Consider the following 21,546-nt stretch of genomic DNA (forward strand, 5'->3'; position numbering starts at 1 on the left):
CGGCAGAAATAGAAGAAACGCAGGAGGTTTGGGCATGAAGAGGGTTTGGATCGCGGCGCTGCTGGCAGGCAGCGCGATGACGTCGGCGCAGGCGGCGCAGGAAAACGGCTATAGCCGCACCGACGGCGGGGTGGTGGTCACGCCGACCGGCGGCGCTGCCGCCAGGGTCGAAGTGACCGTGCATGGCGACGGCATCTTCCATGTCGTAGCGCTGCCCAAGGGCGTCGATACCGGCACGCTCGCCCCCAGCCTGATGGCGCCCAATCCGCCGGCCGCCGGCGCGTTCGAGGTGTCCCAGGCGAATGGCCATGTGCTGGTGAAGGCCAAGCGCGCCACCGCCGATGTCGAGCTCGCCACCGGCCGTGTCCGCTTCACCGATGCCAAGGGCCGCGAGCTGCTCGCCGAATCCGGCCAGACCGCGTTCAAGCCGGTCACTGTCGAGGGCAAGCCGTTCGTCTCGATCAGCCAGCAGTTCAACCGCGGCACGGACGAGGGGCTGTACGGCCTCGGCCAGCACCAGAATGCGCAGATGAACTATAATGGCGAGGACGTCGAACTCGCCCAGCACAACATGGACATCGCCGTGCCGTTCGTCGTCTCGACGCGCAGCTACGGCCTGCTGTGGGACAATGCGAGCATCAGCCGCTTCGGCAATCCCAAGCCCTACACACTGGTGGGCGAGGGGCTGAAGGTGTCCAGCGACGGCAAGCCCGGCTGGAAGGCTGAATATTTCCTCGACGGCAAACCGGCGGTCACCCGCCAGGAAGCCACGATCAACTACCAGTATATCAAGGATCAGAAGAACTGGCCGGAAGCGGCCAAGGCGCAGACCGTCGCGGCGACGGGCGGCCAGAACACCGCCGGCAACGCGGTGCAGAAGCAGACGGTGATGTGGACCGGCGACGTCCAGCCGGAGGTGACCGGCACCCACAAGTTCCAGCTCTATGGCTCGAGCTACTACAAGGTCTATGCCGACGGGAAGCTGGTGCTCGATCGCTGGCGGCAGAACTGGAACCCCTGGTACGCCAATTTCGACCTGCCGATGGTCAAGGGCAAGCCGGTGCAGATCCGCATCGAGTGGGAACCGAACGCCGGCTACATGGCGCTGCTCCACAATGATCCGCTGCCCGCGCAGGACCGCCATTCGGTGTGGTTCACCAGCGAGGTGGGCCAGGCCAAGAACTATTGGTTCGTGCCCGCCGACACGCTGGACGGCGTGATCGCCGGCTATCGCCAGATCACCGGCAAGGCCGAGATGATGCCCAAGTGGGTCTATGGCTTCTGGCAGTCGCGCCAGCGCTACGACACCGCCGCGGAAGTGACCGGCGTGGTCGACAAGTACCGGTCGCTCAACATCCCGCTCGACAACATCGTGCTCGACTGGCGCTACTGGCGCGACGATGACTGGGGCAGCCACAAGTTCGATCCCACGCGCTTCGCCGATCCCAAGGCGATGATCGACAAGGTGCACGACCAGCACGCCAACTTCATGATCTCGGTCTGGCCGAAATTCTACCCGACCACCGACACTTACAAGGAGCTGAACGCCGCAGGTGCGGCCTATCAGGGCAATCTGCGCCAGGGGAACAAGGACTGGGTGGGCCCGGGCTACGCCAACACCTTCTACGATCCCTATTCGGCAGAAGGCCGCCGCATCTTCTGGAAGCAGATCCAGGAGCGCCTCGGCGTGCTGGGCACCGATGCCTGGTGGGCCGACGCCAGCGAGCCGGACATGCACTCGAACCTCTCGATCCCCGAGCGGATCGACACCATGGGGCCAACTGCGATCGGGCCGGCCGAGCAGTATTTCAACAGCTACCCGCTGATGAACGCGCGCGCCTTCTTCGAGGGCTGGCGGAGCTTCAAGCCCGACGTGCGGCCGTTCCTGCTGACTCGTTCGGGCTTTGGCGGCCTGCAGCGCTATGGTGCGGCGATCTGGTCGGGCGACGTTGCGACCCGCTGGTATGATCTGCGCGCGCAGATCTCGGCCGGCGTCAACGCATCGATGTCGGGCATCCCGAACTGGACGCATGACATTGGCGGCTTCGCGGTCGAGCCACGCTTCGAAACCAAGAACCCGAAGCCGGAAGACCTCGCCGAATGGCGCGAGCTCAACCTGCGCTGGTTCCAGTTCGGTGCGTTCAGCCCGCTGTTCCGCAGCCATGGCGAGGCGCCGTATCGCGAGATCTACGAGATTTCGCCCGAAGGCTCGCCGATGCGCGCCTCGATGGTGTGGTACGACCAGCTCCGCTACCGCCTGATGCCCTATATCTACACGGTGGGCGCCGACACCTACATGAAGGACGGCAGCATCATGCGGGGCATGGCGATGGACTTCCCCGCAGATGCCAAGGCCCGCACGATCAACGACCAGTATCTGTTCGGCGACGCCTTCCTCGTCGCGCCGGTGACCGAGTACAAGGCGCGCAGCCGCACCGTGTACTTCCCCGGCACCGGCACCTGGTACGACTTCGGTACGGGCAAGACCTATCGCGGCGGCACCATCGCCGGGATCGCCGCGCCGGCGGAGCGCATGCCGCTCTTCGTCAAGGCGGGCGCGATCGTGCCGATGGGCCCGGTGACGCAATATGTGGACCAGCAGCGCGACGCGCCGCTGACCATCACCGTCTATACCGGCGCGAATGGCCAGTTCTCGCTCTATGAGGATGACGGCCGCAGCGAGCAGTACAAGTCGGGTGCGTTCAGCCGCATCCCGCTGGCCTATGACGACAAGGCGGGTACGCTGACCATCGGCGCGCGCGAAGGAAAGGGCTGGGCCGGCATGCCCGCCGCCCGCAGCTTCCGCGTGAAGTGGGTGAGCGCCGGCAAGCCGGTGACCGACGACAACGGCTTCGATACCGAGGTTCGGTACGAAGGCGGTGCCCTCGTGGTGAAGCGGGGCTGACATGATCGCAGCAGGGTGGCGGCGCCGTGAAGTGCTGGCGGGGCTTGCTGCCCTGCCAGCGGTCGCACGCGCGCAGGTGGTGGCGCAGGGGCCGGTCCAGGCGAGCTGGCCGTCGCTGGTGGCGAATTATCGCTATCCGGACTGGTTCCGCGACGCCAAGTTCGGGATCTGGTCGCACTGGGGCCCGCAGGCGGTGCCCGAGCAGGGCGACTGGTACGGGCGCTTCCTGTACATGCAGGGGCATCCGGCCTCGGATTTCCATCGCAAGGCCTATGGCCACCCTGCCGATGTCGGCTTCATGGAGGTCCAGAACCGCTGGACCGCCGAGCGCTGGGACCCCGACGGTCTGATGCAGCGCTATGTGAAGGCAGGCGCGAAATACTTCGTGTCGCTCGCCTGCCATCACGACAATCTCGATTGCTACGACAGCGCGCATCACCCGTGGAACAGCCTGCGCGTGGGGCCGAAACGCGACGTGGTGGGCATCTGGGAGAAGGCGGCGCGCGGCGCCGGGCTGCGCTTCGGCGTCTCCAACCATGCCTCGCACAGCTGGCACTGGTACCAGCCGGCCTATGCCTATGATCCCGAGGGGCCGCGCAAGGGCGAGCGCTATGACGCGTTCCGCCTGACCAAGGCCGACGGCGCGGGGAAATGGTGGGAGGGGCTGGATCCGCAGCTGCTCTACACCGGCAGGCACATGGTCGCGCCGGACGGCATCGACAGCGCCGCCGCGATGGGCAAGTGGCACGATGCGAACGACGGCCAGTGGCTCGAGACGGTGCCGCCGGGCGACATCGACTATGCCAAGCGCTGGCTGCTGCGCCAGGTGGATCTGGTCACCAAGTACAAGCCCGATTTCTGCTATTTCGACAATTACGAGCTGCCCTTCGGTCCGATCGGGCTGGCGGCGGTGGCGGACTATTACAACCGCTCGATCGACTGGCACGGCAAGGTGGACGTGGTCGCCACCGCGAAGCAGCTGAAACCCTATGCCCGCTTCGGCCTGGTGCAGGACGTGGAGCGCGGCTTTTCCGACCATCTGTGGGACGAACCCTGGCAGACCGATACCTGCCTGGGGGACTGGTTCTACAAGCGCAGCCTCTACACCGACAAGGCGTACAAGTCGGCGGGCGACGTGCTGCAGCGGCTGGCGGACGTGGTGTCGAAAAACGGCAACCTGCTGCTCTCGGTGCCGCAGCGCGGCGACGGCACGATCGATTCCGAGGAAGAGAAGATCCTCGACGATCTGGGTGCCTGGATGGCGGTGAATGGCGAAGCGATCTTCGGCACGCGGCCGTGGCGCGTCTATGGCGAAGGGCCGACCCAGCTCGCCTCGGGCATGCAGAACGAAGGCGGCTTCAAGGGCTTCACCGAGCAGGATGTGCGCTTCACCACCAAGGGCGATGCGCTCTACCTGTTTTTCCTCAAAGCGCCGAGCGCGCCGGTGACGGTGCAGGCGCTGGGGCTGAAGGCGGGCAGGGTAGCGCGAGCGCGGCTGCTGGGCGGCGGCGACGTGGCCTTCCGCCAATCGGAGGCGGGCCTGACGGTCACGCTGCCCAAGGGACTGGGCACGGTGCCGGTCGTGCGGATCGACGGCCTGCGCCGGGCCTGAAAGGCGCGGGGGCGGCCCGGCGGGGCCGCTCCCAATCCCTCTTTGTCATTCCCGCGAAGGCGGGAATCCATTTGCCAGGACGCTTGGGACAGGAACGGCGCTGGCGACCCCAATGGATCCCCGCCTGCGCGGGGATGACCATGGTATGTGGAAGGAGGGCGGGCTGTGCCGCCGCATGGCCCTTGCGGGCGAATTCTTCTGTCAGAAGGGGAAAATGGTGCTGCCGGCGAGGATTGAACTCGCGACCTCAGCCTTACCAAGGATGCGCTCTACCACTGAGCTACGGCAGCACTGTTTTCCAACCGCGGCGACCAGCGCCGTGCGGGAGGGGCCTATTTGCGGGGCGGCGGGTGATTGTCAACCCGCATTGCGAAGGTTTATCGCTTTTCGCATGAAGGATGTGGATAAGCAGGCCCGATTGGCCGAAAAACTGCGCGAAAACCTGCGGCGGCGGAAAGCGCAGGCGCGCGAGGCCAAGGCGGAAGCGGCCGGGCAGGGGGCAGAAGCGCCCCCCGAATCGGCGAACTGAAACGATCCTCCCCCGAACGGGGTGGATCTGGCCCCCTTAGCCGATCGGCGCGCACTTCGCTTCGAGCCAGGCGCGGTCCTCGCCCTCCAGCTGCGGGCCGACGATCGCCAGCACCTCGGCATGGTAGGCATCCAGCCAGCTACGCTCCTCGGGCGTCAGCAGCGCAGGGAGGATCAGGCTGCGCTCGATCGGTGCGAAGGTGAGCGTCTCGAACGCCAGCATCGGCTTGTCGCCGCCGGGGATGGTCCGCTCGACGATGTGCACCAGATTCTCGATGCGGATGCCGTATTCGCCCGCCTTGTAATAGCCGGGCTCGTTCGAGAGGAACATGCCCGCCCGTAGCGGCTCCAGCGCCTGTCCGCCCGGATAGGAGGGCGGCGCGATGCGCTGCGGGCCTTCGTGCACCGAGAGATACGCGCCGACGCCGTGGCCGGTGCCATGCGCGAAATCGAGGCCCGCTTCCCATAGCGGCCGGCGCGCGAAGCCGTCGATCTGCGCCCCGGTAGTGCTGTCGGGGAAGATGGCGGTGGCGATGGCGATATGGCCCTTGAGCACGCGCGTGAAGCGATCCTTCATCTCGCTGCTCGCCTCGCCCACCGGCATCACGCGGGTGACGTCGGTGGTGCCGTCGCCGTACTGGCCGCCCGAATCGATCAGGAACAGCTGGCCCCGCTCGATCGGCAGGCTCGATTCTTCGGTCACCTTGTAGTGCGGGATCGCGCCGTTCGGGCCGGTGGCGGAGATGGTGTCGAAGGACAGGTCCTTCAGCTTGCCGGTCGCCTCGCGGAATTCGCGCAGCTTGTCGGCTGCCGACAGCTCGGTGAGGCCGCCCTGCGGCGCGGTTTCCTCGAACCACTTCAGAAACCGGCTGAGTGCTGCGCCGTCGCGCGCCTGCGCCGCCTTGTGCCCGGCGACTTCGGCGGGGTTCTTGATCGCCTTGGCGAGGATCACCGGATCGCGCAGCGCGACGACGGTGGCGCCGCCCGCCTCCAGGCCATCGAAGATCGCCGAAACGGCCGTGCCGGGATCGGCGACCACGCGCTTGCCGGCGAACCCGCCGAGCGCGCCCGCGAAGGCGGCGCGATCCTGGATGCGCACGGCATTGCCGAGGTGCTGGCGCACCGCATCGGTCACCTTCTCGGGTGCGACGAACAGATCGGCGGTCCCGTCGGCATGGATCACGGTATAGGCGAGCGCGACGGGCGTGTGGGTCACGTCGTCGCCGCGGATGTTGAAGGTCCAGGCGATCGAATCGAGCGCGGCGATCACTACCGCATCGGCGTGGCGGGCCTGGAGCCAGTCGGCAATCTCGGCGCGCTTGGCGGCGGAGGACTTGCCGGCCAGCACCTCGTCGAGCACCGCCAGCGGCGCGTCGGACGGGCTGGGCTGGTCGGCCCACACAGCGTCGATCGGATTGCGGGGGACGGGAACGAGGGTGGCGCCCTTCTCGGCCAGCGCCTTGCGCGCCTCTTCCACCCAGGCGCGGGTGTGGAGCCAGGGATCATAGCCGATGCGGCCGCCATCGGTGGCATGCGCGCCAAGCCAGTCGGCGACGCTGGTCGCGGGGACACCCACATATTCCCAGTGATCCGCCGAGACCTGCTGGCGGACCTGAAGGGTGTAGCGCCCGTCCGTAAAGATCGCAGCTTCCTGCGGCAACACTACCGCGGTGCCGGCCGAGCCCTGGAAGCCGGTAAGCCAGGCGAGGCGCTGGGCGTATGCGCCGACATATTCGGACATGTGCTCGTCGGTGAGCGGCACGACGAAACCGTCGAGCGCGTCTTGCGCCAGTTGGGCGCGCAGCGCGTTCAGACGATCGGCATAGCTGGACATACGCGTACTTCCTGCATCTTCGGGGGCGGCGCGGAGCGCGCCGCGAGATGGCCGGTTTCTGGCCGATGCAGGCAGGTTTGGAAAGGGGCGGGACCGGGCCCGCCCCCAAGGTCACTCAGCGACGGACGCGCACATAGGTGCAGCGGTTCTTCGCGGTCATCGAGCGATCGATCGCTCGGCCGCCCAGCGCACCGGCGACACCGCCGGCCGCCGCACCCAGCAGGCCACCGCCGACGATCGCCGGGCCGGCGACCGCGCCGGCAACGCCACCGGCGATAAGCCCGGCCTCGCCCTTCGACTTGCGGCACTTCTTCACATAGCGATAGTTGCGGCTGGACTTGGACTTGCCTTCGTAGCGCGACTGGGCGCTGGCGACACTGATCGGCATTGCGACCGGCATCACCAGGGCGAAGGCGGCGAGTGCGGCAATTGTCTTACGCATATTCGGACCCCATCTTTGGTTCGTGTTCGATGCCTATCAATGTGCCATGCCACATTTCGGTTGCATGAACCCGCAACGATCGGGCCTCCTCCGGTGATTTCCGGAGGCTCCAGGGCGCGGGGCGCGGCGGCGGCGATCGCGGTGGAGGCGCTGCTCGCGGCGCTGCTGTTCGCCGGATTGCGGACGCAGGTGGTTTCCCGCGACGATCCGACGAACCTGCTGAGCTTCGACGTGCCGCCACCCCCGCCGCCGCCGGCGCCCGAACCCGCGAAGCGGCGCGCAGCGCCCAGGGTCGAGGGCGCATCGGCACCGCCCAACCGCGTCTCCAAGGCAACCGAGGTCGTCGCACCGCCGCCGCCGGTGGTCCTCCAGCCGCCGCCGCTGGTGACGGCGCCGAAGCCGGCCACGGCCAGCGACTCGTCCTCCGGCGCGGCACCGACAGCCGGTCCCGGGAGCGGTGCGGGCGGTGAAGGTGCGGGCACCGGCAGCGGCGGGCGCGGCAATGGCTCCGGCGGCGGGGGCGGGGTGCCGCTGCGCTGGATCGGGGGCGGAATCTCCGATGCCGATTATCCCCGCGGTGCGCTGAACGCCGGGGCGAGCGGTACGGTGGGGCTGCGCTTCGTGGTTGGCGTGGACGGGCGCGTATCGAGCTGCACCGTCACGCGGTCGAGCGGCAATCGCGACCTGGACGAGACCACCTGCAACCTGATTCGCAAGCGCTTCCGGTACGTGCCGAGCAAGGATGCGGCCGGGCGCCCCTATGCCGACACCGTGATCGGCGAGCATCGCTGGGATCTGTACGAGCGGCCGGATGGGAGTGAGTGAGTACTGTAAATCCTCCCCTGCAAGGGGAGGTGGCATGCCGAAGGCATGACGGAGGGGTGTCCACGCTGGAATTGCTCCCCGCCGCCGCCACGTCGACACCCCTCCACCACCGCCTTCGGCGGCGGTCCCCCTCCCCCTCCGGGGGAGGATCACACGCTATCCCGCCACCAGCGCGTCGATCGCGGCAGCCAGCTGGAGGTCTCTTGTCGAAAGTCCGCCCGCGTCGTGCGTGGTCAGCAGGATGTCGACCCGGTTCCAAACATTGGACCATTCGGGATGATGGTCCGCCTTCTCCGCGATCAGTGCGACCCGAGTCATGAATCCGAACGCTTCGGTGAAGTCGGCGAACAGAAAGCGGCGGGTGATCGCGTCGCGCCCCGGTTCATAGGTCCAGGCCGGAAGTGCCGCGAGCGATTCGTCGCGCAGGCCGTCGGTCAAACGCGCTACCATGTCATCCCCTCCTTGCTCGTTCTCTGCCCAACCGCCTATGCATTCGGCCATGCCGGAGCAAGCGCCAACCTTCGCCCCCGATGCGGCCCTGATCGAACGCCTCGCCCGCGCTGCCCTTGCGCGCATCCCTGCACCCTTCCAGCCGCATCTGGCCGACGTGGTGCTGCTGGTGGAGGAGTTCGCCGACGAGGAGACGCTCGACGCGCTGGGCATCGATGATCCCTTCGGCCTGAGCGGCCTCTATCACGGGCGGCCGATCGGCGAGAAGTCCGCGTTCGATTCGGGCGGGCTGCCCGATCGCATTCACCTCTATCGCCGCGCCATCCTCGACGAATGGGTGGAAACCGGCGAATCGCTGGAGCGGCTGGTCCATCATGTGGTGGTGCATGAGGTCGGCCACCATTTCGGCCTGTCGGATGACGACATGCACGCGCTGGAAGACGCCGCCGATTGAACCCATGCCTCGCCTTTGAAGACGTGACCTGCCTGCGCGGTGGGCGGATCCTGTTCGAGGGCCTGCATTTCGCGCTGGAGCGCGGCGCTGCGGGGCTGGTGCTGGGGCCCAATGGTGTCGGCAAGTCGAGCCTGATCCGTATCGCCGCCGGGCTTCTCGCGCCGCTGGGCGGCCGGGTGACGGGGGAGGGCGAAAGGACGCTGCTCAGCGAGACTGCCGCGCTGGATGCGGAGCGTACGCTGGCCGGCGCGCTGGGATTCTGGGCCAGGCTCGATGGGCGCGGGGATGCTGTGGCCGGCGCGCTGGAGGCGGTGGGGCTGACAGACATCGCCGATGTGCCCGTGCGGCTGCTCTCTACGGGCCAGCGGCGGCGCGCGGCGTTCGCGCGGGTGCTGGCGAGCGGGGCGCCGGTCTGGCTGCTCGACGAGCCCGCCAACGGCCTGGACCTGGCATCGGTTGCGATGCTCGAGTCGCGGATCGCGGAGCACCGCGCGCGGGGCGGCATCGTGCTGGTTGCCACGCACCAGCCGATCGCATTGCCGGGTGCGCAGGAGATTCGCTGGTGACCGCGCTGGTCTGGCGCGAGCTGCGGCGGGCCTGGAGCAGCGGTGGACTGGTGCTGCCGATCGCCTTCTTCCTGCTGGTCGCGATCCTGTTCCCCTTCGCGGTGGGGCCCGACGGGCGGCTGCTCGCGCGGATCGGCGGCGGGGTGATCTGGGCCGCCGCGCTGCTCGCGGCACTGCTCCCGGTGGAGCGGCTGGTCACACCCGATGCCGAGAGCGGGGTGCTCGATCAGCTGGTCGTTCGCGGCTTTTCCGATGCGGGCATCGCTGCGGCGAAGATGCTGGGGCACTGGCTGGGCTTCGGCCCCGCGCTGCTGGCGGCGACCTGCGTCGCGGCGGCGCTGCTGCATGTGCCGGGGACGGCGCTGGGGACGATCCTGCTGGGGCTTGCCATCGGCACGCCGGGGCTGGCGGCACTGGGCGTGGCGACGGCGGCGCTGGTGGCGGGCTTACGCGGCGCGGGCGCGCTGGCGGGTCTGGTGATGCTGCCCTTCGCGGTGCCGCTGCTGATCTTCGGCGCGGGGGCCACCGGCGGCGAGCCGGGCGCGATCAAGCTGCTCGCGGCGATCAGCCTGGTGCTGGTAGCGGGCTGCCCCTTCGTTGCCGGCGCGGCGATGCGGATGGGGCGGGGATAAGCCCCTCCCGCCGAAGCGGGAGGGGCGCGGGACTCAGTTGCCTTCCGGCCCGGTATAGTTGGTCAGCTCGTCGCCGAGCAGCGTGACGACATGCAGCACATTGGTCGAACCGGGCGTCTTGAACGGGACGCCGGCGCAGACGATCACGCGGTCGCCCGCCTTGGCCAGGCCGTGGCGGAGCGCCATGCGCTTGGCCTTGGCCACCATCTCCTCGAACGAGTCGACGTCGCGGGTGTTCACTGCATGGGTGCCCCACAGCAGACCCAGGCGGCGCGCGGTGTCGCGTTCCGGGGTCAGCACCAGGATCGGCACCAGCGGCCGCTCGCGCGCGATGCGGCGGGCGGTCGAGCCCGAGCTGGTGAAGCAGATGATCGCCGAGGCCGAGACCGTCGCCGCGATGTTCTTCGCCGCTTCGGCAAGTGCGTCGGCGGTCGTCGGATCGGGCTTGGTGACGGTGAAGTGGACGCGGTCGCCATGCGCCGGATCGCGCTCCACCGCATCGGCGATCGAGTTCATCATCGACACCGATTCGATCGGCCACTTGCCCGCGGCGCTTTCGGCCGAGAGCATGATCGCGTCGGCGCCGTCATAGACCGCGGTCGCCACGTCCGACACTTCGGCGCGGGTGGGCGAGGGGCTCTCGATCATCGATTCGAGCATCTGCGTCGCGACGATCACCGGGCGACCCAGGCGACGCGCCGATTCGACGATCCGCTTCTGCAGCGGCGGCACGGTCTGCGGCGGAAGCTCGACGCCGAGGTCGCCGCGCGCGACCATCACGCCGTCGCACTGCTCCAGGATCTCCTCGAGGCGGGCGATGGCGCTCGGCTTCTCGATCTTGGCGAGCAGCGCGGCCTTGCCGCCGATCAGGCGGCGGGCCTCCATCAGATCCTCCGGGCGCTGGACGAAGCTGAGCGCGATCCAGTCGGCGCCCTGTTCCACCGCGAAGCTGAGGTCGCTGCGGTCCTTCTCGGTGAGCGCGGCGAGCGGCAGCACCATGTCGGGAACGTTGAGGCCCTTGTTGTTCGACAGCGCGCCGCCGACCTCCACGATCGTGGTCAGGCGATCCGCCGTCGCGTCGGTCACGCGCAGCACGAGCTTGCCGTCGTCCAGCAGCAGGCGGGCATCGGCATGGGCGGCCTCGAAGATCTCGCGGTGCGGCAGCTCGACGCGGGTGGCGTCACCCGGCGTCGGATCACGGTCGAGCGTGAACTGGTGGCCGGTGACCAGCGTCACCTTGCCCTCGGCGAACTTGCCGACGCGGAGCTTCGGCCCCTGAAGGTCGGCGAGAATCGTGGTCGGGCGGCCGGTGGTCGCCTCCATCGCGCGGATCGCCTCGAACAGCGGGATCTTCGACGCCTGGTCGCCATGGCTCATGTTGATGCGGAACGCATCGGCGCCGGCGCGGAACAGCTTCTCGATCATTTCGGGGGACGCGCTGGCGGGTCCCAAGGTTGCCAGAACGCGCACCTTGCGCGAGCGGGGGGAGATCGCCTGTGTCATCGTTGTCTTCCTCGGCTTGTGCGTGCCCGCCTCTAGTCCCAAATGCGTTAACATCAACTCCGGAGGTGCCGAATGGATGAACTTGATCGCTTGGACGACGCAACCGCGGCCAAAGCGTTCCGTCGGCTGGTGCGCCATCTGCGCCACCGTCACGACGCCCAGAACATTGATCTGATGGGGCTTTCTGGCTTTTGCCGGAACTGCCTGGGCGACTGGATCCACGAGGCGAACCCGAGCATCGCCAAGGCCGATGCGCGCCGAATCGTCTATGGGATGGAGCAGTCCGACTGGAAGGCGAAGTACCAGAGCGAGGCGACCCCCGAGCAATTGGCGCGGATGGAAGAGAGCCTGAAGAAGAACGAGGGCCGCGACGCCGAGCTCGACGAGGCGCTTGACGAGAGCTTCCCGGCCAGTGATCCTCCCAGCATGACCGACCCCCACGCCTGAGTTGGGCCTGAACTGGGGGCGCGACAGGGGGAGACGGGAATGAAGACGTTGTTGCTGGCCGCGCTGGCATGTTCCGTGGCCGTTCCCGCCCTTGCCCAGACAGCGCCCAAGGTCACCTATGTCCAGGCCGGGCGGCTGCTCGACCGGCCCGGCCAGGCGGCGCGCGGTGCCAGCACATTGATCCTGCGCGACGGCAAGGTCGCCGAGGTGCGCGACGGCTTCGTCGCGCCCGAGGCAGGGGCGGCGCTGGTCGACCTGCGCGACAAGTTCGTGCTGCCGGGGTTGATCGACCTGCATGTCCACCTCTTCTCGGAAGGGGATCCGCTGAAGGAGCGGATGAACGCGCTCACTGAGGACGAGGCCGATGAATTCGTCACCGGAATCGAGGATGCCCGGCGCGATCTGGAGGCAGGGTTCACCACGGTCCGCGACCTCGGCAGCAATCCGCGTGCGATCCGGGCACTGCGCGATGCGGTGGAGCGCGGTGCGATCGCGGGGCCGCGAATCGTCAACGCGGGGCGGATGATTTCGGTCTCCGGTGGGCACGGCGACGGCACCAACGGGCTTGCCGAGGAATTTGCCGAAGCGGTGGCGCACCGCCAGATCAACACCTGCAACGGCGCCGACGATTGCCGCCGCGCGGTGCGCCAGCAGGTCGGGCTGGGCGCGCAGGTGATCAAGTTCGCCGCGACCGGTGGCGTGCTCTCCAACGTCGCCGGGGGCCTGGGCAAGCAGATGTCCGACGAGGAAATGAAGGCGATCGTCGATACGGCGCACGCCTTTGGCCGCCGCGTCGCGGTGCATGCCCATGCCGCCGAGGGGGTGCGCGGGGCCGTGGAGGCGGGCGCCGATTCGATCGAGCATGGCAGCTTCCTCGACGATGCGACCATCGCGGCGATGAAGGCACATGGCACCTGGCTGGTGCCGACGATGATCGCGCCTGTCACCGCACTCGCCAATGCCCGCGCCGGCAAGCTGCCGCCCGCGACCATTCCGAAGGCCGAGGCGGCCGCAGCGGCTGCAGCGGCGAGCCACGCCCGGGCGATCAAGGCGGGCGTGAAGGTTGCCTTCGGCACCGACACCGGCGTGTCGCGGCACGGCGAAAACGCCAGGGAGTTCGCGCTGCTGGTGCGCGCGGGGCTCACGCCGGCGGGAGCGATTCGCGCGGCGACGCTGGACGCCGCCGATGCGCTCGGCCGCAAGGACCAGCTCGGCTCGCTCGAACCCGGCAAGGCGGCCGACCTGATCGCGGTTTCGGGCGACCCGCTGCAGGACGTGACCGTGCTGGAACATGTCAACACGGTGGTGCGCGCAGGAGTGGTGCACAAGCTGGGCGGCAAGCGGCAGGTGTTCCCGCAGGACTAAGGTTGAGCGAAGGCGCCGGCTGGCGTACAGGGCCCGCCGGATTCCTTTCCCTTCGGACGATCCAGCCGGCGCGACGCTCGCGCGGCATGCCTCGTCCGATCCCATGCTTCAGGAGCTAGAACACCCATGTCCGACAATATTTCCGCCGAGCAGCTCCGCCTCCTGATCGAGCGTGTCGAGCGTCTCGAAGAGGAGAAGAAGGGCATCGCCGACGACATCAAGGACGTCTATGCCGAAGCCAAGTCGACCGGCTTCGACGTGAAGACGATGCGCACCATCGTCCGCCTGCGGAAGATGGAGAAGCATCACCGCGAAGAGGCCGAGATGCTGCTCGAGACCTACAAGCAGGCGCTGGGCATCTGAGCCCCGCGATGGCGCTCGCCGGGCTTCCGCGCTAAGGCGAGCGCTTTCCACCCCCTCCAGACCGCAGGCAGTTCGGGTTCACCATGGCAGGCCATTCCAAATTCAAGAACATCATGCACCGCAAGGGCGCGCAGGATAAGAAGCGCTCGGCGATGTTCTCCAAGCTCAGCCGCGAAATCACCGTGGCGGCAAAGATGGGTCTGCCGGACCCGGACATGAACCCGCGCCTGCGCGCCGCGATCAACGCCGCCAAGGCGCAGTCGATGCCCAAGGACAATATCCAGCGCGCGATCGACAAGGCGAGCAAGGGCGAAGGCGATAACTATGAAGAGATCCGCTACGAGGGCTTCGGCCCCGCCGGCGTCTCGCTGATCATCGAGGCGCTGACCGACAACCGCAACCGCACCGCGACCAACGTGCGCACGGCTGTGTCGAAGAACGGCGGCAATCTCGGCACGGCGGGTTCGGTGAGCCACGGCTTCGACCGCCTCGGCCTGATCTCCTATCCGGCGAGCGCCGGCGACGCCGAGAAGGTGTTCGAGGCGGCACTGGAAGCGGGCGCCGAGGACGTCACCAGCAGCGAGGATGGCCACGAGATCTGGACCGCGCAGGGCGACCTGCACGAAGTCGCCAAGGCGCTGGAGCCGGTGCTCGGCGAATCCGAAGGCGCCAAGCTCGCCTGGCGGCCGCAGACCGTGGTGGCGGTGGGCGCCGACGACGCGGGGACTTTGTTCAAGCTGCTCGACGCGCTGGATGACGACGACGACGTGCAGACGGTGTGGGGGAACTACGAGATCCCCGACGACGTGATGGAAAAGCTGGGGTAAGCTGGCTGGAACTTAAGCCCCTCCCCTTCAGGGGAGGGGTTGGGGTGGGGGCTGACCGAGTAGCCAAATGCCCCGCTGGTGGTGCATGCTGTCTCCTCAGGGAGGGCAGGGATGGTCACCGAAGCCCAGCTATATGCCCGCGCAAAGGAAGTGCGCCGCAATCCGACGGAGTTGGAGAAGCGTCTCTGGCGGCATCTCTCCAGCACCCAGCTCGGCCATAAATTCCGCCGGCAGCAGGTGGTATTCCCCTACATCTGCGACTTCTTCTGCCCGGCCAAAGGGCTGGTGGTCGAGGTCGACGGCGACACGCATGATCTGGCCTATGACGATCGTCGTGATGCGTTTCTCCTGAGCCAAGGATTTCTCGCCCTGCATTTCTCCAATCATGACGTGTTCGGCAACATGGACGGGGTGCTCGCGGCGATTGTCGAGGCACTCAAAACCCGCCCAGACCGCTGGTCCGCCGTGCCCCACCCCAACCCCTCCCCTGAAGGGGAGGGGCTTGAGCGATGATCATCCTGGGCCTCGATCCCGGCCTCGGGACCACCGGCTGGGGGCTGATCCGGGCCGAGGGGAACCGCCTTAGCCATCTCGGCCATGGCAAGCTCGTCACCGACACCAAGGCCACGCTGCCGCGCCGGCTCGCCCATCTGGACGCCATGCTCGCCGCGCTGATCAACGATCACGCGCCCGAGGCTGCCGCGGTCGAGGAGGTGTTCGTCAATTCCAACGCGCAGTCTACGCTCAAGCTCGGCCAGGCGCGCGGGGTGGTGCTGTGTGCCGCTGCGCGCGTGGGAATCGACGTGGGCGAGTATAAGCCTAGCACGGTCAAGAAGTCGGTCGTGGGCGTCGGCAATGCCGACAAGGACCAGGTCCATGCGATGGTCTCCCGGCTGATGCCGGGGGTGAAGATCGTCGGTGCCGATGCGGCCGACGCGCTGGCGGTGGCGATCTGCCATGCGCATCACCTCGCGAGTGCGCGGTTCGGGGTTCTTCGGTAGTACCTGGCTACCCTTACTCACCCTCACCCTTCCGGCGCTTCCGCGCCTCCCTCCCTCTCCCGCAGGCGGGAGAGGGACTGCTGATGCCCTCTCCCGCCTGCGGGAGAGGGAGGGGCCCGCCGCCGAAGGCGGTGGGGAGGGTGAGGGTGGCTGGGTGCCGCAAACCCAACCACAAACAAAAAGGCCGAAGCGTCGCCGCCCCGGCCCTTCCGTAAACCCATCCGCTGGCGGATCAGTACACCCGCTTCTTCGGCTTGATGTAGTCGATTGCGTCGGTGAGCGTGTAGTCGTGCACCGGGCGATAATCGATCGCGGTGGCGCCGCCCTTGCCGCCCCAGCCGTCGAACGTCGCAATCGTGTGCTTCATCCAGCCGGCGTCGTCGCGCTCGGGGAAGTCCTCGTGCATGTGCGCGCCGCGGCTTTCCTTGCGGTTGATCGCGCTGCGGATCGTCACCATCGCCTGGCCGAGCAGGTTGTCCAGCTCGAGCGTCTCGACGAGATCGGTGTTCCACACCAGCGAGCGATCGCTGACCGCCACGTCCTGCAGGCCCGCATAGACCTGGTCCATGTGCGCCACGCCCTCGGCCATCAGCTCCTCGGTGCGGAACACGGCGCAGTGGCGCTGCATCGTCTTCTGCATGTCGGCGCGCAGTTGCGACGTACGCGTGCCGCCGTTCGCGTTGCGGAAATGGTCGAGACGACCCAGCGCCAGCGCTTCCGAATCCTTCGGCAGCGGGTGGTGCGGGGTGTTGGGCTTCAGGATATCGACGATCCGCTTGCCGGTCGCGCGGCCGAACACCACGAGGTCGATCAGCGAGTTGGAGCCGAGGCGGTTGGCGCCGTGGACCGACACGCAGGCCGCTTCGCCGACCGCGAACAGGCCGGGGACCACCGCATCCGGGTTGCCGTCCTTCAGGTGGACGACTTCGCCGTGATAGTTGGTCGGGATGCCGCCCATATTGTAGTGGACGGTCGGGACCACCGGCAGCGGCTGGCGCGTGAGGTCGACGCCGGCGAAGACCTTGCCGGTCTCGGTGATGCCGGGCAGGCGCTCTGCCAGGATCTTCGGGTCGATATGGTTGAGGTGAAGGAAGATATGGTCCTTCTCCTTGCCCACGCCGCGACCTTCGCGGATCTCCATCGCCATGGAACGCGACACGACGTCGCGGCTGGCGAGATCCTTGGCGGACGGCGCATAGCGCTCCATGAAGCGCTCACCCTCCGAATTGGTGAGATAGCCGCCTTCGCCGCGCGCACCCTCGGTGATCAGCACGCCCGCGCCGTAGATGCCGGTCGGGTGGAACTGGACGAACTCCATGTCCTGCAGCGGCAGGCCGGCGCGGAGCACCATCGCATTGCCGTCGCCGGTGCAGGTGTGCGCCGAGGTGGCCGACTGGTAGACGCGGCCATAGCCGCCGGTCGCCAGCACCACCGCATGGCTGCGGAAGCGGTGGATCGAGCCGTCTTCCATGCACAGCGCGATCACGCCGCGGCACTCGCCGTTTTCCATGATCAGGTCGAGAGCGAAATATTCGATGAAGAAGTCCGCGTCGTACTTCAGGCTCTGCTGGTACAGCGTGTGCAGCATCGCATGGCCGGTACGGTCCGCCGCGGCGCAGGTGCGCTGCGCGGGCGGGCCTTCGCCCATGTTCTGCATCATGCCGCCGAACGGGCGCTGGTAGATCTTGCCCTCGTCGGTGCGGCTGAACGGCATGCCGGCATGCTCGAGCTCGTACACCGCAGCCGGGGCCTCGCGGGTGAGATACTCGATCGCGTCCTGGTCGCCGAGCCAGTCGGAGCCCTTGACGGTGTCGTACATGTGCCAGGTCCAGTGGTCCGGACCCATGTTGCCGAGGCTGGCGGCGATGCCGCCCTGCGCCGCGACCGTGTGGCTGCGCGTCGGGAACACCTTGGTGATGCAGGCGGTCTTGAGGCCCGACTGCGCCACTTCCATCACCGCGCGGAGGCCCGAGCCACCCGCGCCGACGACGACGGTGTCATAGATATGATCGATGATCTTGTAGGCGGCGGGCATCAGGCAGCCACTCCAACGGAGGTGAAGGCGATCTTCAGGATCGAGAAGATCGCGAGCACGCGGACGGTGATCGTGAAATATTCGAGCAGGACGATCAGCACGAAGCGCGTCTCGTTGTGCTGATAATCCTCGATCACGACCTGCAGGCCGTGACGGAAGTGGAAGGTGACGCTGAGCACCAGGAGGATCAGCGGCACCGCGACCAGCGGCTGGGCGATCCAGCCGGCGACGGTCGCATAGTCATAGCCCGGCAGCAGGGCGATCGAGACGATCAGCCACAGCACCAGCAGCAGGTTGGATCCGGCGGAAACCTTGTGCTTCCACCATTCGCCCGCGCCTTCATGCGCGGAGCCGAGGCCGCGGACGCGACCGAGCCGGGTACCGTTACCCATGGGCCTTCTCCAGAAGCACGACCCAGAAGATCGCAGTGGCGACGATGCTGAACGCGAAGGTCATGAGCGCGCTGCGCTTGTTGGCGCGCAGCTCGAAATTCGCGCCGGCATCGAGGAACAGGTGGCGGGTGCCCGAGGCCATGTGCTGGAAGAACGACAGGCTCAGGCCGATCCCGACAATGTAGCCGAGGATGTTGAGCTGGCCGTTCTGCAGCGTGAACACGTCCAGGAACGTCGCATAGGCATCAGGGCCATAGGCGAGTGCGACCAGCCACCACACGAAGAGGCCGGTACCCACCGTCGCCATGCCGGAGCCGGTGGCGCGGTGGAGGATCGAGACCGCCATGTGCGGTCCCCATTTGTAAATGCCGAGATGCGGCGACAGCGGTCGTGCCGTGTTGCGGACGTTGGCCAACGATAAATCCTTTCGGTCGACGCGGGCTTCCTTAATCCCGCCAGACGAGGATGCAAGACGGATTGCCCTTAGGTTCAGCCGGGCGGTGGGTGCAAGATGTTGCGGACCGGCAATGGCACAGCGGCTCCTAACCGCCTCTTAACCACTGGACCGGCATAGCTTGTGGCCGATGCGGCCGAAGCCCGGCCGCCGACCGGGGACAAGATGTACGTGAGCGATTCGGCTTCCACCCAGGCGCTTGCCGCAGCAGGCACGATGACCGCGCGGATCGATGTTGCGGCGCGGCTGCATGTGTTCGACTTCGAAGGCTCGCTCCAGCAGTCGAGCCGTGAATGCTGGGATATATTGGAGCCCGAGATTGAAGCGGTGTCCGCCGCCTATTGGCATCAATGGATACGGTGTTTCCCGGAGGAACGGGACTGGGCGCCCTCCGACACCGCGAAGATGATCGATGTGGGCGTGGTCTTCCTGCGCGCCCGATTCCTGGAGACCACCGCCAAGACGTGGATCGAGTCGATCGAGCGTTCCGTGGCGGCTGCCTATGAACAGGGCGTGCCGCCGATGGCGCTCCTGGCCATGATCAGCGCGAGCGACCGGGCGGCGCTGGAAGTGCTAATCCGCCGGGTGGAAGGCGCCGATCCGCGGCTGCCTGCGCTGATCGACACGCTGATGCGGCTGTCGGCGCTGGAAGCCGACATCACCGTCGAAATCTACAACATGTACCGCGAGCACAGCGCCCAGGTGGCGCGCGATCGGCTGGCCAGCGAGTTCCGGGACTCGATCGGCGCGACCGTCGAGCAGGCGTCGCGCGGCGGCGAGGAACTGCGCGGCCAGGCGGTGCACACCTCGGCCTCGGCCCGCGGCATGCTCGGCAAGGCCAGCGAAGTCGCGGCAGCGGCCGAGCAATCTGCCGTGGCGATGCGCGAGGCGGCGATGACCGCGGCGGGGCTTATCCGCGCGATCGAAGATGCCCGTACCGAAGTGGAGGCAGCGGCAGCGATCGCCACGCGCGCGAGCGGCCAGGCAAGCGACGCGGTGGGGATGAGCGAAATGCTCTCCGATCACGCCAAGTCGATCGAATCGATCCTCGGCCTCATCCGTGACATCGCCGGGCAGACCAATCTGCTCGCGCTGAACGCGACGATCGAGGCCGCGCGGGCAGGGGACGCAGGCCGGGGCTTCGCGGTGGTCGCGCAGGAAGTGAAGAGCCTCGCCAGCCAGACGGCGCGGGCGACGGACGACATCGCCGCCAAGATCGCGGCCATCCAGTCCGCCACCCGCTCGACGGTGGAGACCAATGCCTCGATCCGCGAAACCGTCTCGGAAGTGCAGGAAAGCGCCAACCGCATCCGCTCCGCGATGGAGGTGCAGGCGCAGACCGTGACGGCGATTACCGCCGCGGTCGACGAAACCGCGCTCGCGGCGGATTCGATGTCCGCGACGATCAGCGCGATCCGGGCGGACACCGAGGCGGTGGCCTCCGAAATCGATCGCGTCGGCCAGGGCTTTGCGGCGCTGGATGCGCAGCTTGGAACGTTGAAGGGCAGCGCCGGCGAGTTTGTCGCCAAGGTAGCCGCCTGAGGAGAGGGATTATGTCGGCAACGTCGGAGCAGGGGCGAGGCGGCGACTGCACGCGGTCGCCGCAGGAATGGCGCGCGGAATATGACTGGGACGGGACGATGGTGGCCTCCTGTGCCGACATCGCCGCCTTGCTTGGCGATTCGCATTACATCATCGCCCGGCGCTGCCAGGCGCAGCTGCGGAACAGCGCAATCGGCACGCGGCTCCTGCGCGAATATGGCGAGGAACCGCATGTCGAAGCAGGCGCGCACTACAGCCGGGTGAAGTTCGAGCAGCTCTTCGGCGCGGAATGGTCGCGCCTGGTAAGCGATTATGCCGCCGGCACCTATCTGCTGGGCATCCCGCTCTCTACGCTCATCGCCCAGTTCGCCTATGCCCATGCGCAGACGATGGATGTTCTGCGCGAGAAGCTCGGCGCCGACTCCGCGCGGCTCGCCCGCCTGTGTGACACGGTGCAGCGCATCGCCCTGGCCGAAGTGGACCTGATGACGGCGCATCTCGGCGCGCGTGAGACCGCGACGATACATGCCGAACGCCGGGCGCGATCCGACCAGTTCCGCGCGAGCATCGCCGAGTCGATCGAGGGTGCCACGATGCTCGGCAACCGCATCCGCGTGCAGGCGCAGGGCGCATCGAGCGCCGCGCGCGGCATGCTTGGCAAGGCGAGTGAAGTAGCCGCGGCGGCAGAGCAGTCGGCGGTGGCGATGCGCGAGGCGGCCATGACGGCAGCCGGGCTGATCCGCGCGATCGAGGATGCCCGCACCGAAGTGGAAGCGGCGGCGGGGATCGCGACGCGCGCGAGCGGCCAGGCAACCGAGGCCGTGGGAATGAGCGAGATGCTCTCCGATCACGCCAAGTCGATCGAATCCATCCTGGGCCTGATCCGCGACATCGCCGGGCAGACCAACCTGCTCGCCCTGAACGCGACGATCGAGGCGGCACGGGCGGGGGATGCCGGTCGCGGATTCGCGGTCGTGGCGCAGGAAGTGAAGAGCCTCGCCAGCCAGACGGCGCGGGCGACGGACGACATTGCGGCGAAGATCGCGGCGATCCAGTCGGCCACGCGCTCGACGGTGGAAACCAACGCCTCGATCCGCACCACCGTGTCCGAGGTTCAGGAAAGCGCCAACCGTATCCGCACTGCGATGGAGGTGCAGGCGCAGACGGTGACGGCAATCACTGCGGCGGTGGACGAGACTGCGCTTGCGGCGGATTCGATGTCCGCCACGATCGGCGCCATCCGCGAGGACACCAAGAGCGTGACGAGCGAAATCGACACGCTGCAGCACGACGTGACCGAGGTGGACGATCGGCTGAACCAGCTGCGCGCGGCGGCGGACACCTTCTCGACTGCGGTGGCTGCCTGATC

Annotated in this window: 22 protein-coding genes and 1 tRNA gene; 15 read left to right on the top strand and 8 right to left on the bottom strand. The window is 67.6% G+C overall.

Going from position 1 to position 21,546, the window contains the following annotated elements:
- Window positions 1-34 precede the first annotated feature (34 nt).
- Together V7E00_RS01460 and V7E00_RS01465 are read left to right on the top strand one after the other, a co-directional pair.
- A complete protein-coding gene (locus tag V7E00_RS01460; protein ID WP_333570934.1) occupies window positions 35-2,905 on the top strand; it encodes a TIM-barrel domain-containing protein in 2,871 nt (956 codons plus the stop codon).
- Window position 2,906: 1 nt separating this feature from the next.
- Window positions 2,907-4,517 carry an alpha-L-fucosidase gene (locus V7E00_RS01465; protein ID WP_333570935.1) on the top strand — a complete coding sequence of 537 codons (1,611 nt, stop codon included), beginning with the start codon at window positions 2,907-2,909 and terminating at the stop codon, window positions 4,515-4,517.
- Window positions 4,518-4,732: 215 nt separating this feature from the next.
- On the opposite strand, the gene V7E00_RS01470 is transcribed toward V7E00_RS01465, so the two are convergent.
- Window positions 4,733-4,807 (bottom strand) — tRNA-Thr (locus V7E00_RS01470).
- A gap of 101 nt (window positions 4,808-4,908) precedes the next feature.
- On the opposite strand from V7E00_RS01470, the gene V7E00_RS01475 reads away from it, so the two are divergent.
- Complete coding sequence (locus V7E00_RS01475) at window positions 4,909-5,046, top strand: hypothetical protein (protein WP_333570936.1); 138 nt, start codon at window positions 4,909-4,911, stop codon at window positions 5,044-5,046.
- Between the two features lie 36 nt (window positions 5,047-5,082).
- Here the strand turns inward: V7E00_RS01475 and V7E00_RS01480 are convergent, their stop codons facing one another.
- Window positions 5,083-6,879, bottom strand: coding sequence for an aminopeptidase P family protein (locus V7E00_RS01480; RefSeq protein WP_333570937.1), 1,797 nt, complete (start codon window positions 6,877-6,879; stop codon window positions 5,083-5,085).
- 115 nt (window positions 6,880-6,994) lie between these two features.
- Window positions 6,995-7,321, bottom strand: a complete 327-nt coding sequence (locus tag V7E00_RS01485) for a hypothetical protein (protein WP_333570938.1) — start codon at window positions 7,319-7,321, stop codon at window positions 6,995-6,997.
- 93 nt (window positions 7,322-7,414) lie between these two features.
- On the opposite strand from V7E00_RS01485, the gene V7E00_RS01490 reads away from it, so the two are divergent.
- Complete coding sequence (locus tag V7E00_RS01490) at window positions 7,415-8,146, top strand: energy transducer TonB (RefSeq protein ID WP_333570939.1); 732 nt, start codon at window positions 7,415-7,417, stop codon at window positions 8,144-8,146.
- 156 nt (window positions 8,147-8,302) lie between these two features.
- Here V7E00_RS01490 and V7E00_RS01495 read toward each other — a convergent pair whose 3' ends face one another.
- Window positions 8,303-8,596 carry a 4a-hydroxytetrahydrobiopterin dehydratase gene (locus tag V7E00_RS01495; protein WP_333570940.1) on the bottom strand — a complete coding sequence of 98 codons (294 nt, stop codon included), beginning with the start codon at window positions 8,594-8,596 and terminating at the stop codon, window positions 8,303-8,305.
- 49 nt (window positions 8,597-8,645) lie between these two features.
- On the opposite strand from V7E00_RS01495, the gene V7E00_RS01500 reads away from it, so the two are divergent.
- From V7E00_RS01500 to V7E00_RS01510, 3 genes are read left to right on the top strand one after another with little or no spacing between them, the layout of a single operon-like run.
- Complete coding sequence (locus V7E00_RS01500) at window positions 8,646-9,050, top strand: metallopeptidase family protein (RefSeq protein ID WP_333570941.1); 405 nt, start codon at window positions 8,646-8,648, stop codon at window positions 9,048-9,050.
- Complete coding sequence (ccmA, locus tag V7E00_RS01505; RefSeq protein ID WP_333570942.1) at window positions 9,047-9,616, top strand: heme ABC exporter ATP-binding protein CcmA; 570 nt, start codon at window positions 9,047-9,049, stop codon at window positions 9,614-9,616. Before V7E00_RS01500 ends, ccmA begins: the two co-directional genes overlap by 4 nt.
- Complete coding sequence (locus tag V7E00_RS01510) at window positions 9,613-10,248, top strand: heme exporter protein CcmB (protein WP_333570943.1); 636 nt, start codon at window positions 9,613-9,615, stop codon at window positions 10,246-10,248. Before ccmA ends, V7E00_RS01510 begins: the two co-directional genes overlap by 4 nt.
- A gap of 33 nt (window positions 10,249-10,281) precedes the next feature.
- Here the strand turns inward: V7E00_RS01510 and pyk are convergent, their stop codons facing one another.
- Window positions 10,282-11,751 carry a pyruvate kinase gene (pyk, locus tag V7E00_RS01515; RefSeq protein WP_333570944.1) on the bottom strand — a complete coding sequence of 490 codons (1,470 nt, stop codon included), beginning with the start codon at window positions 11,749-11,751 and terminating at the stop codon, window positions 10,282-10,284.
- A gap of 90 nt (window positions 11,752-11,841) precedes the next feature.
- Between pyk and V7E00_RS01520 the strand changes: the two genes are divergently transcribed.
- The 6 genes from V7E00_RS01520 to ruvC all read left to right on the top strand — a co-directional run bounded on the left by V7E00_RS01520 (window position 11,842) and on the right by ruvC (window position 15,754).
- Window positions 11,842-12,198 (top strand): DUF1244 domain-containing protein, encoded by a 357-nt coding sequence (locus V7E00_RS01520; protein ID WP_333570945.1) that lies wholly within the window; start codon window positions 11,842-11,844, stop codon window positions 12,196-12,198.
- 39 nt (window positions 12,199-12,237) lie between these two features.
- Entirely contained in the window at window positions 12,238-13,563 is a 1,326-nt protein-coding gene (locus V7E00_RS01525) for a metal-dependent hydrolase family protein (protein ID WP_333570946.1), read from the top strand.
- Window positions 13,564-13,689: 126 nt separating this feature from the next.
- Complete coding sequence (locus tag V7E00_RS01530; RefSeq protein WP_010543233.1) at window positions 13,690-13,926, top strand: DUF2312 domain-containing protein; 237 nt, start codon at window positions 13,690-13,692, stop codon at window positions 13,924-13,926.
- Between the two features lie 83 nt (window positions 13,927-14,009).
- Window positions 14,010-14,753: a YebC/PmpR family DNA-binding transcriptional regulator gene (locus tag V7E00_RS01535; RefSeq protein WP_333570947.1), complete on the top strand. Its 744-nt coding sequence runs from the start codon at window positions 14,010-14,012 to the stop codon at window positions 14,751-14,753.
- A gap of 111 nt (window positions 14,754-14,864) precedes the next feature.
- Window positions 14,865-15,266 (top strand): endonuclease domain-containing protein, encoded by a 402-nt coding sequence (locus V7E00_RS01540; RefSeq protein WP_333570948.1) that lies wholly within the window; start codon window positions 14,865-14,867, stop codon window positions 15,264-15,266.
- Window positions 15,263-15,754 (top strand): crossover junction endodeoxyribonuclease RuvC, encoded by a 492-nt coding sequence (gene ruvC / locus V7E00_RS01545; RefSeq protein ID WP_333570949.1) that lies wholly within the window; start codon window positions 15,263-15,265, stop codon window positions 15,752-15,754. The genes V7E00_RS01540 and ruvC overlap by 4 nt, the downstream gene beginning before the upstream one ends.
- A gap of 232 nt (window positions 15,755-15,986) precedes the next feature.
- Here the strand turns inward: ruvC and sdhA are convergent, their stop codons facing one another.
- The 3 genes from sdhA to sdhC are packed head-to-tail and all read right to left on the bottom strand — an operon-like array spanning window position 15,987 to window position 18,596.
- Complete coding sequence (gene sdhA, locus V7E00_RS01550) at window positions 15,987-17,789, bottom strand: succinate dehydrogenase flavoprotein subunit (protein WP_333570950.1); 1,803 nt, start codon at window positions 17,787-17,789, stop codon at window positions 15,987-15,989.
- On the bottom strand, window positions 17,789-18,181 hold the full coding sequence (sdhD, locus tag V7E00_RS01555) for a succinate dehydrogenase, hydrophobic membrane anchor protein (RefSeq protein WP_333570951.1): 393 nt from the start codon (window positions 18,179-18,181) through the stop codon (window positions 17,789-17,791). Before sdhD ends, sdhA begins: the two co-directional genes overlap by 1 nt.
- Complete coding sequence (gene sdhC, locus V7E00_RS01560; protein ID WP_333570952.1) at window positions 18,174-18,596, bottom strand: succinate dehydrogenase, cytochrome b556 subunit; 423 nt, start codon at window positions 18,594-18,596, stop codon at window positions 18,174-18,176. Before sdhC ends, sdhD begins: the two co-directional genes overlap by 8 nt.
- Window positions 18,597-18,851: 255 nt before the next feature.
- On the opposite strand from sdhC, the gene V7E00_RS01565 reads away from it, so the two are divergent.
- Together V7E00_RS01565 and V7E00_RS01570 are read left to right on the top strand one after the other, a co-directional pair.
- Entirely contained in the window at window positions 18,852-20,177 is a 1,326-nt protein-coding gene (locus tag V7E00_RS01565) for a methyl-accepting chemotaxis protein (RefSeq protein WP_333572358.1), read from the top strand.
- Window positions 20,178-20,188: 11 nt separating this feature from the next.
- Entirely contained in the window at window positions 20,189-21,544 is a 1,356-nt protein-coding gene (locus V7E00_RS01570) for a methyl-accepting chemotaxis protein (RefSeq protein WP_333570953.1), read from the top strand.
- Window positions 21,545-21,546 lie beyond the last annotated feature (2 nt).

Origin of the sequence: Sphingomonas sp. (genome assembly GCF_036731925.1) — a bacterium.
Taxonomy (GTDB): Bacteria; Pseudomonadota; Alphaproteobacteria; order Sphingomonadales; family Sphingomonadaceae; genus Sphingomonas.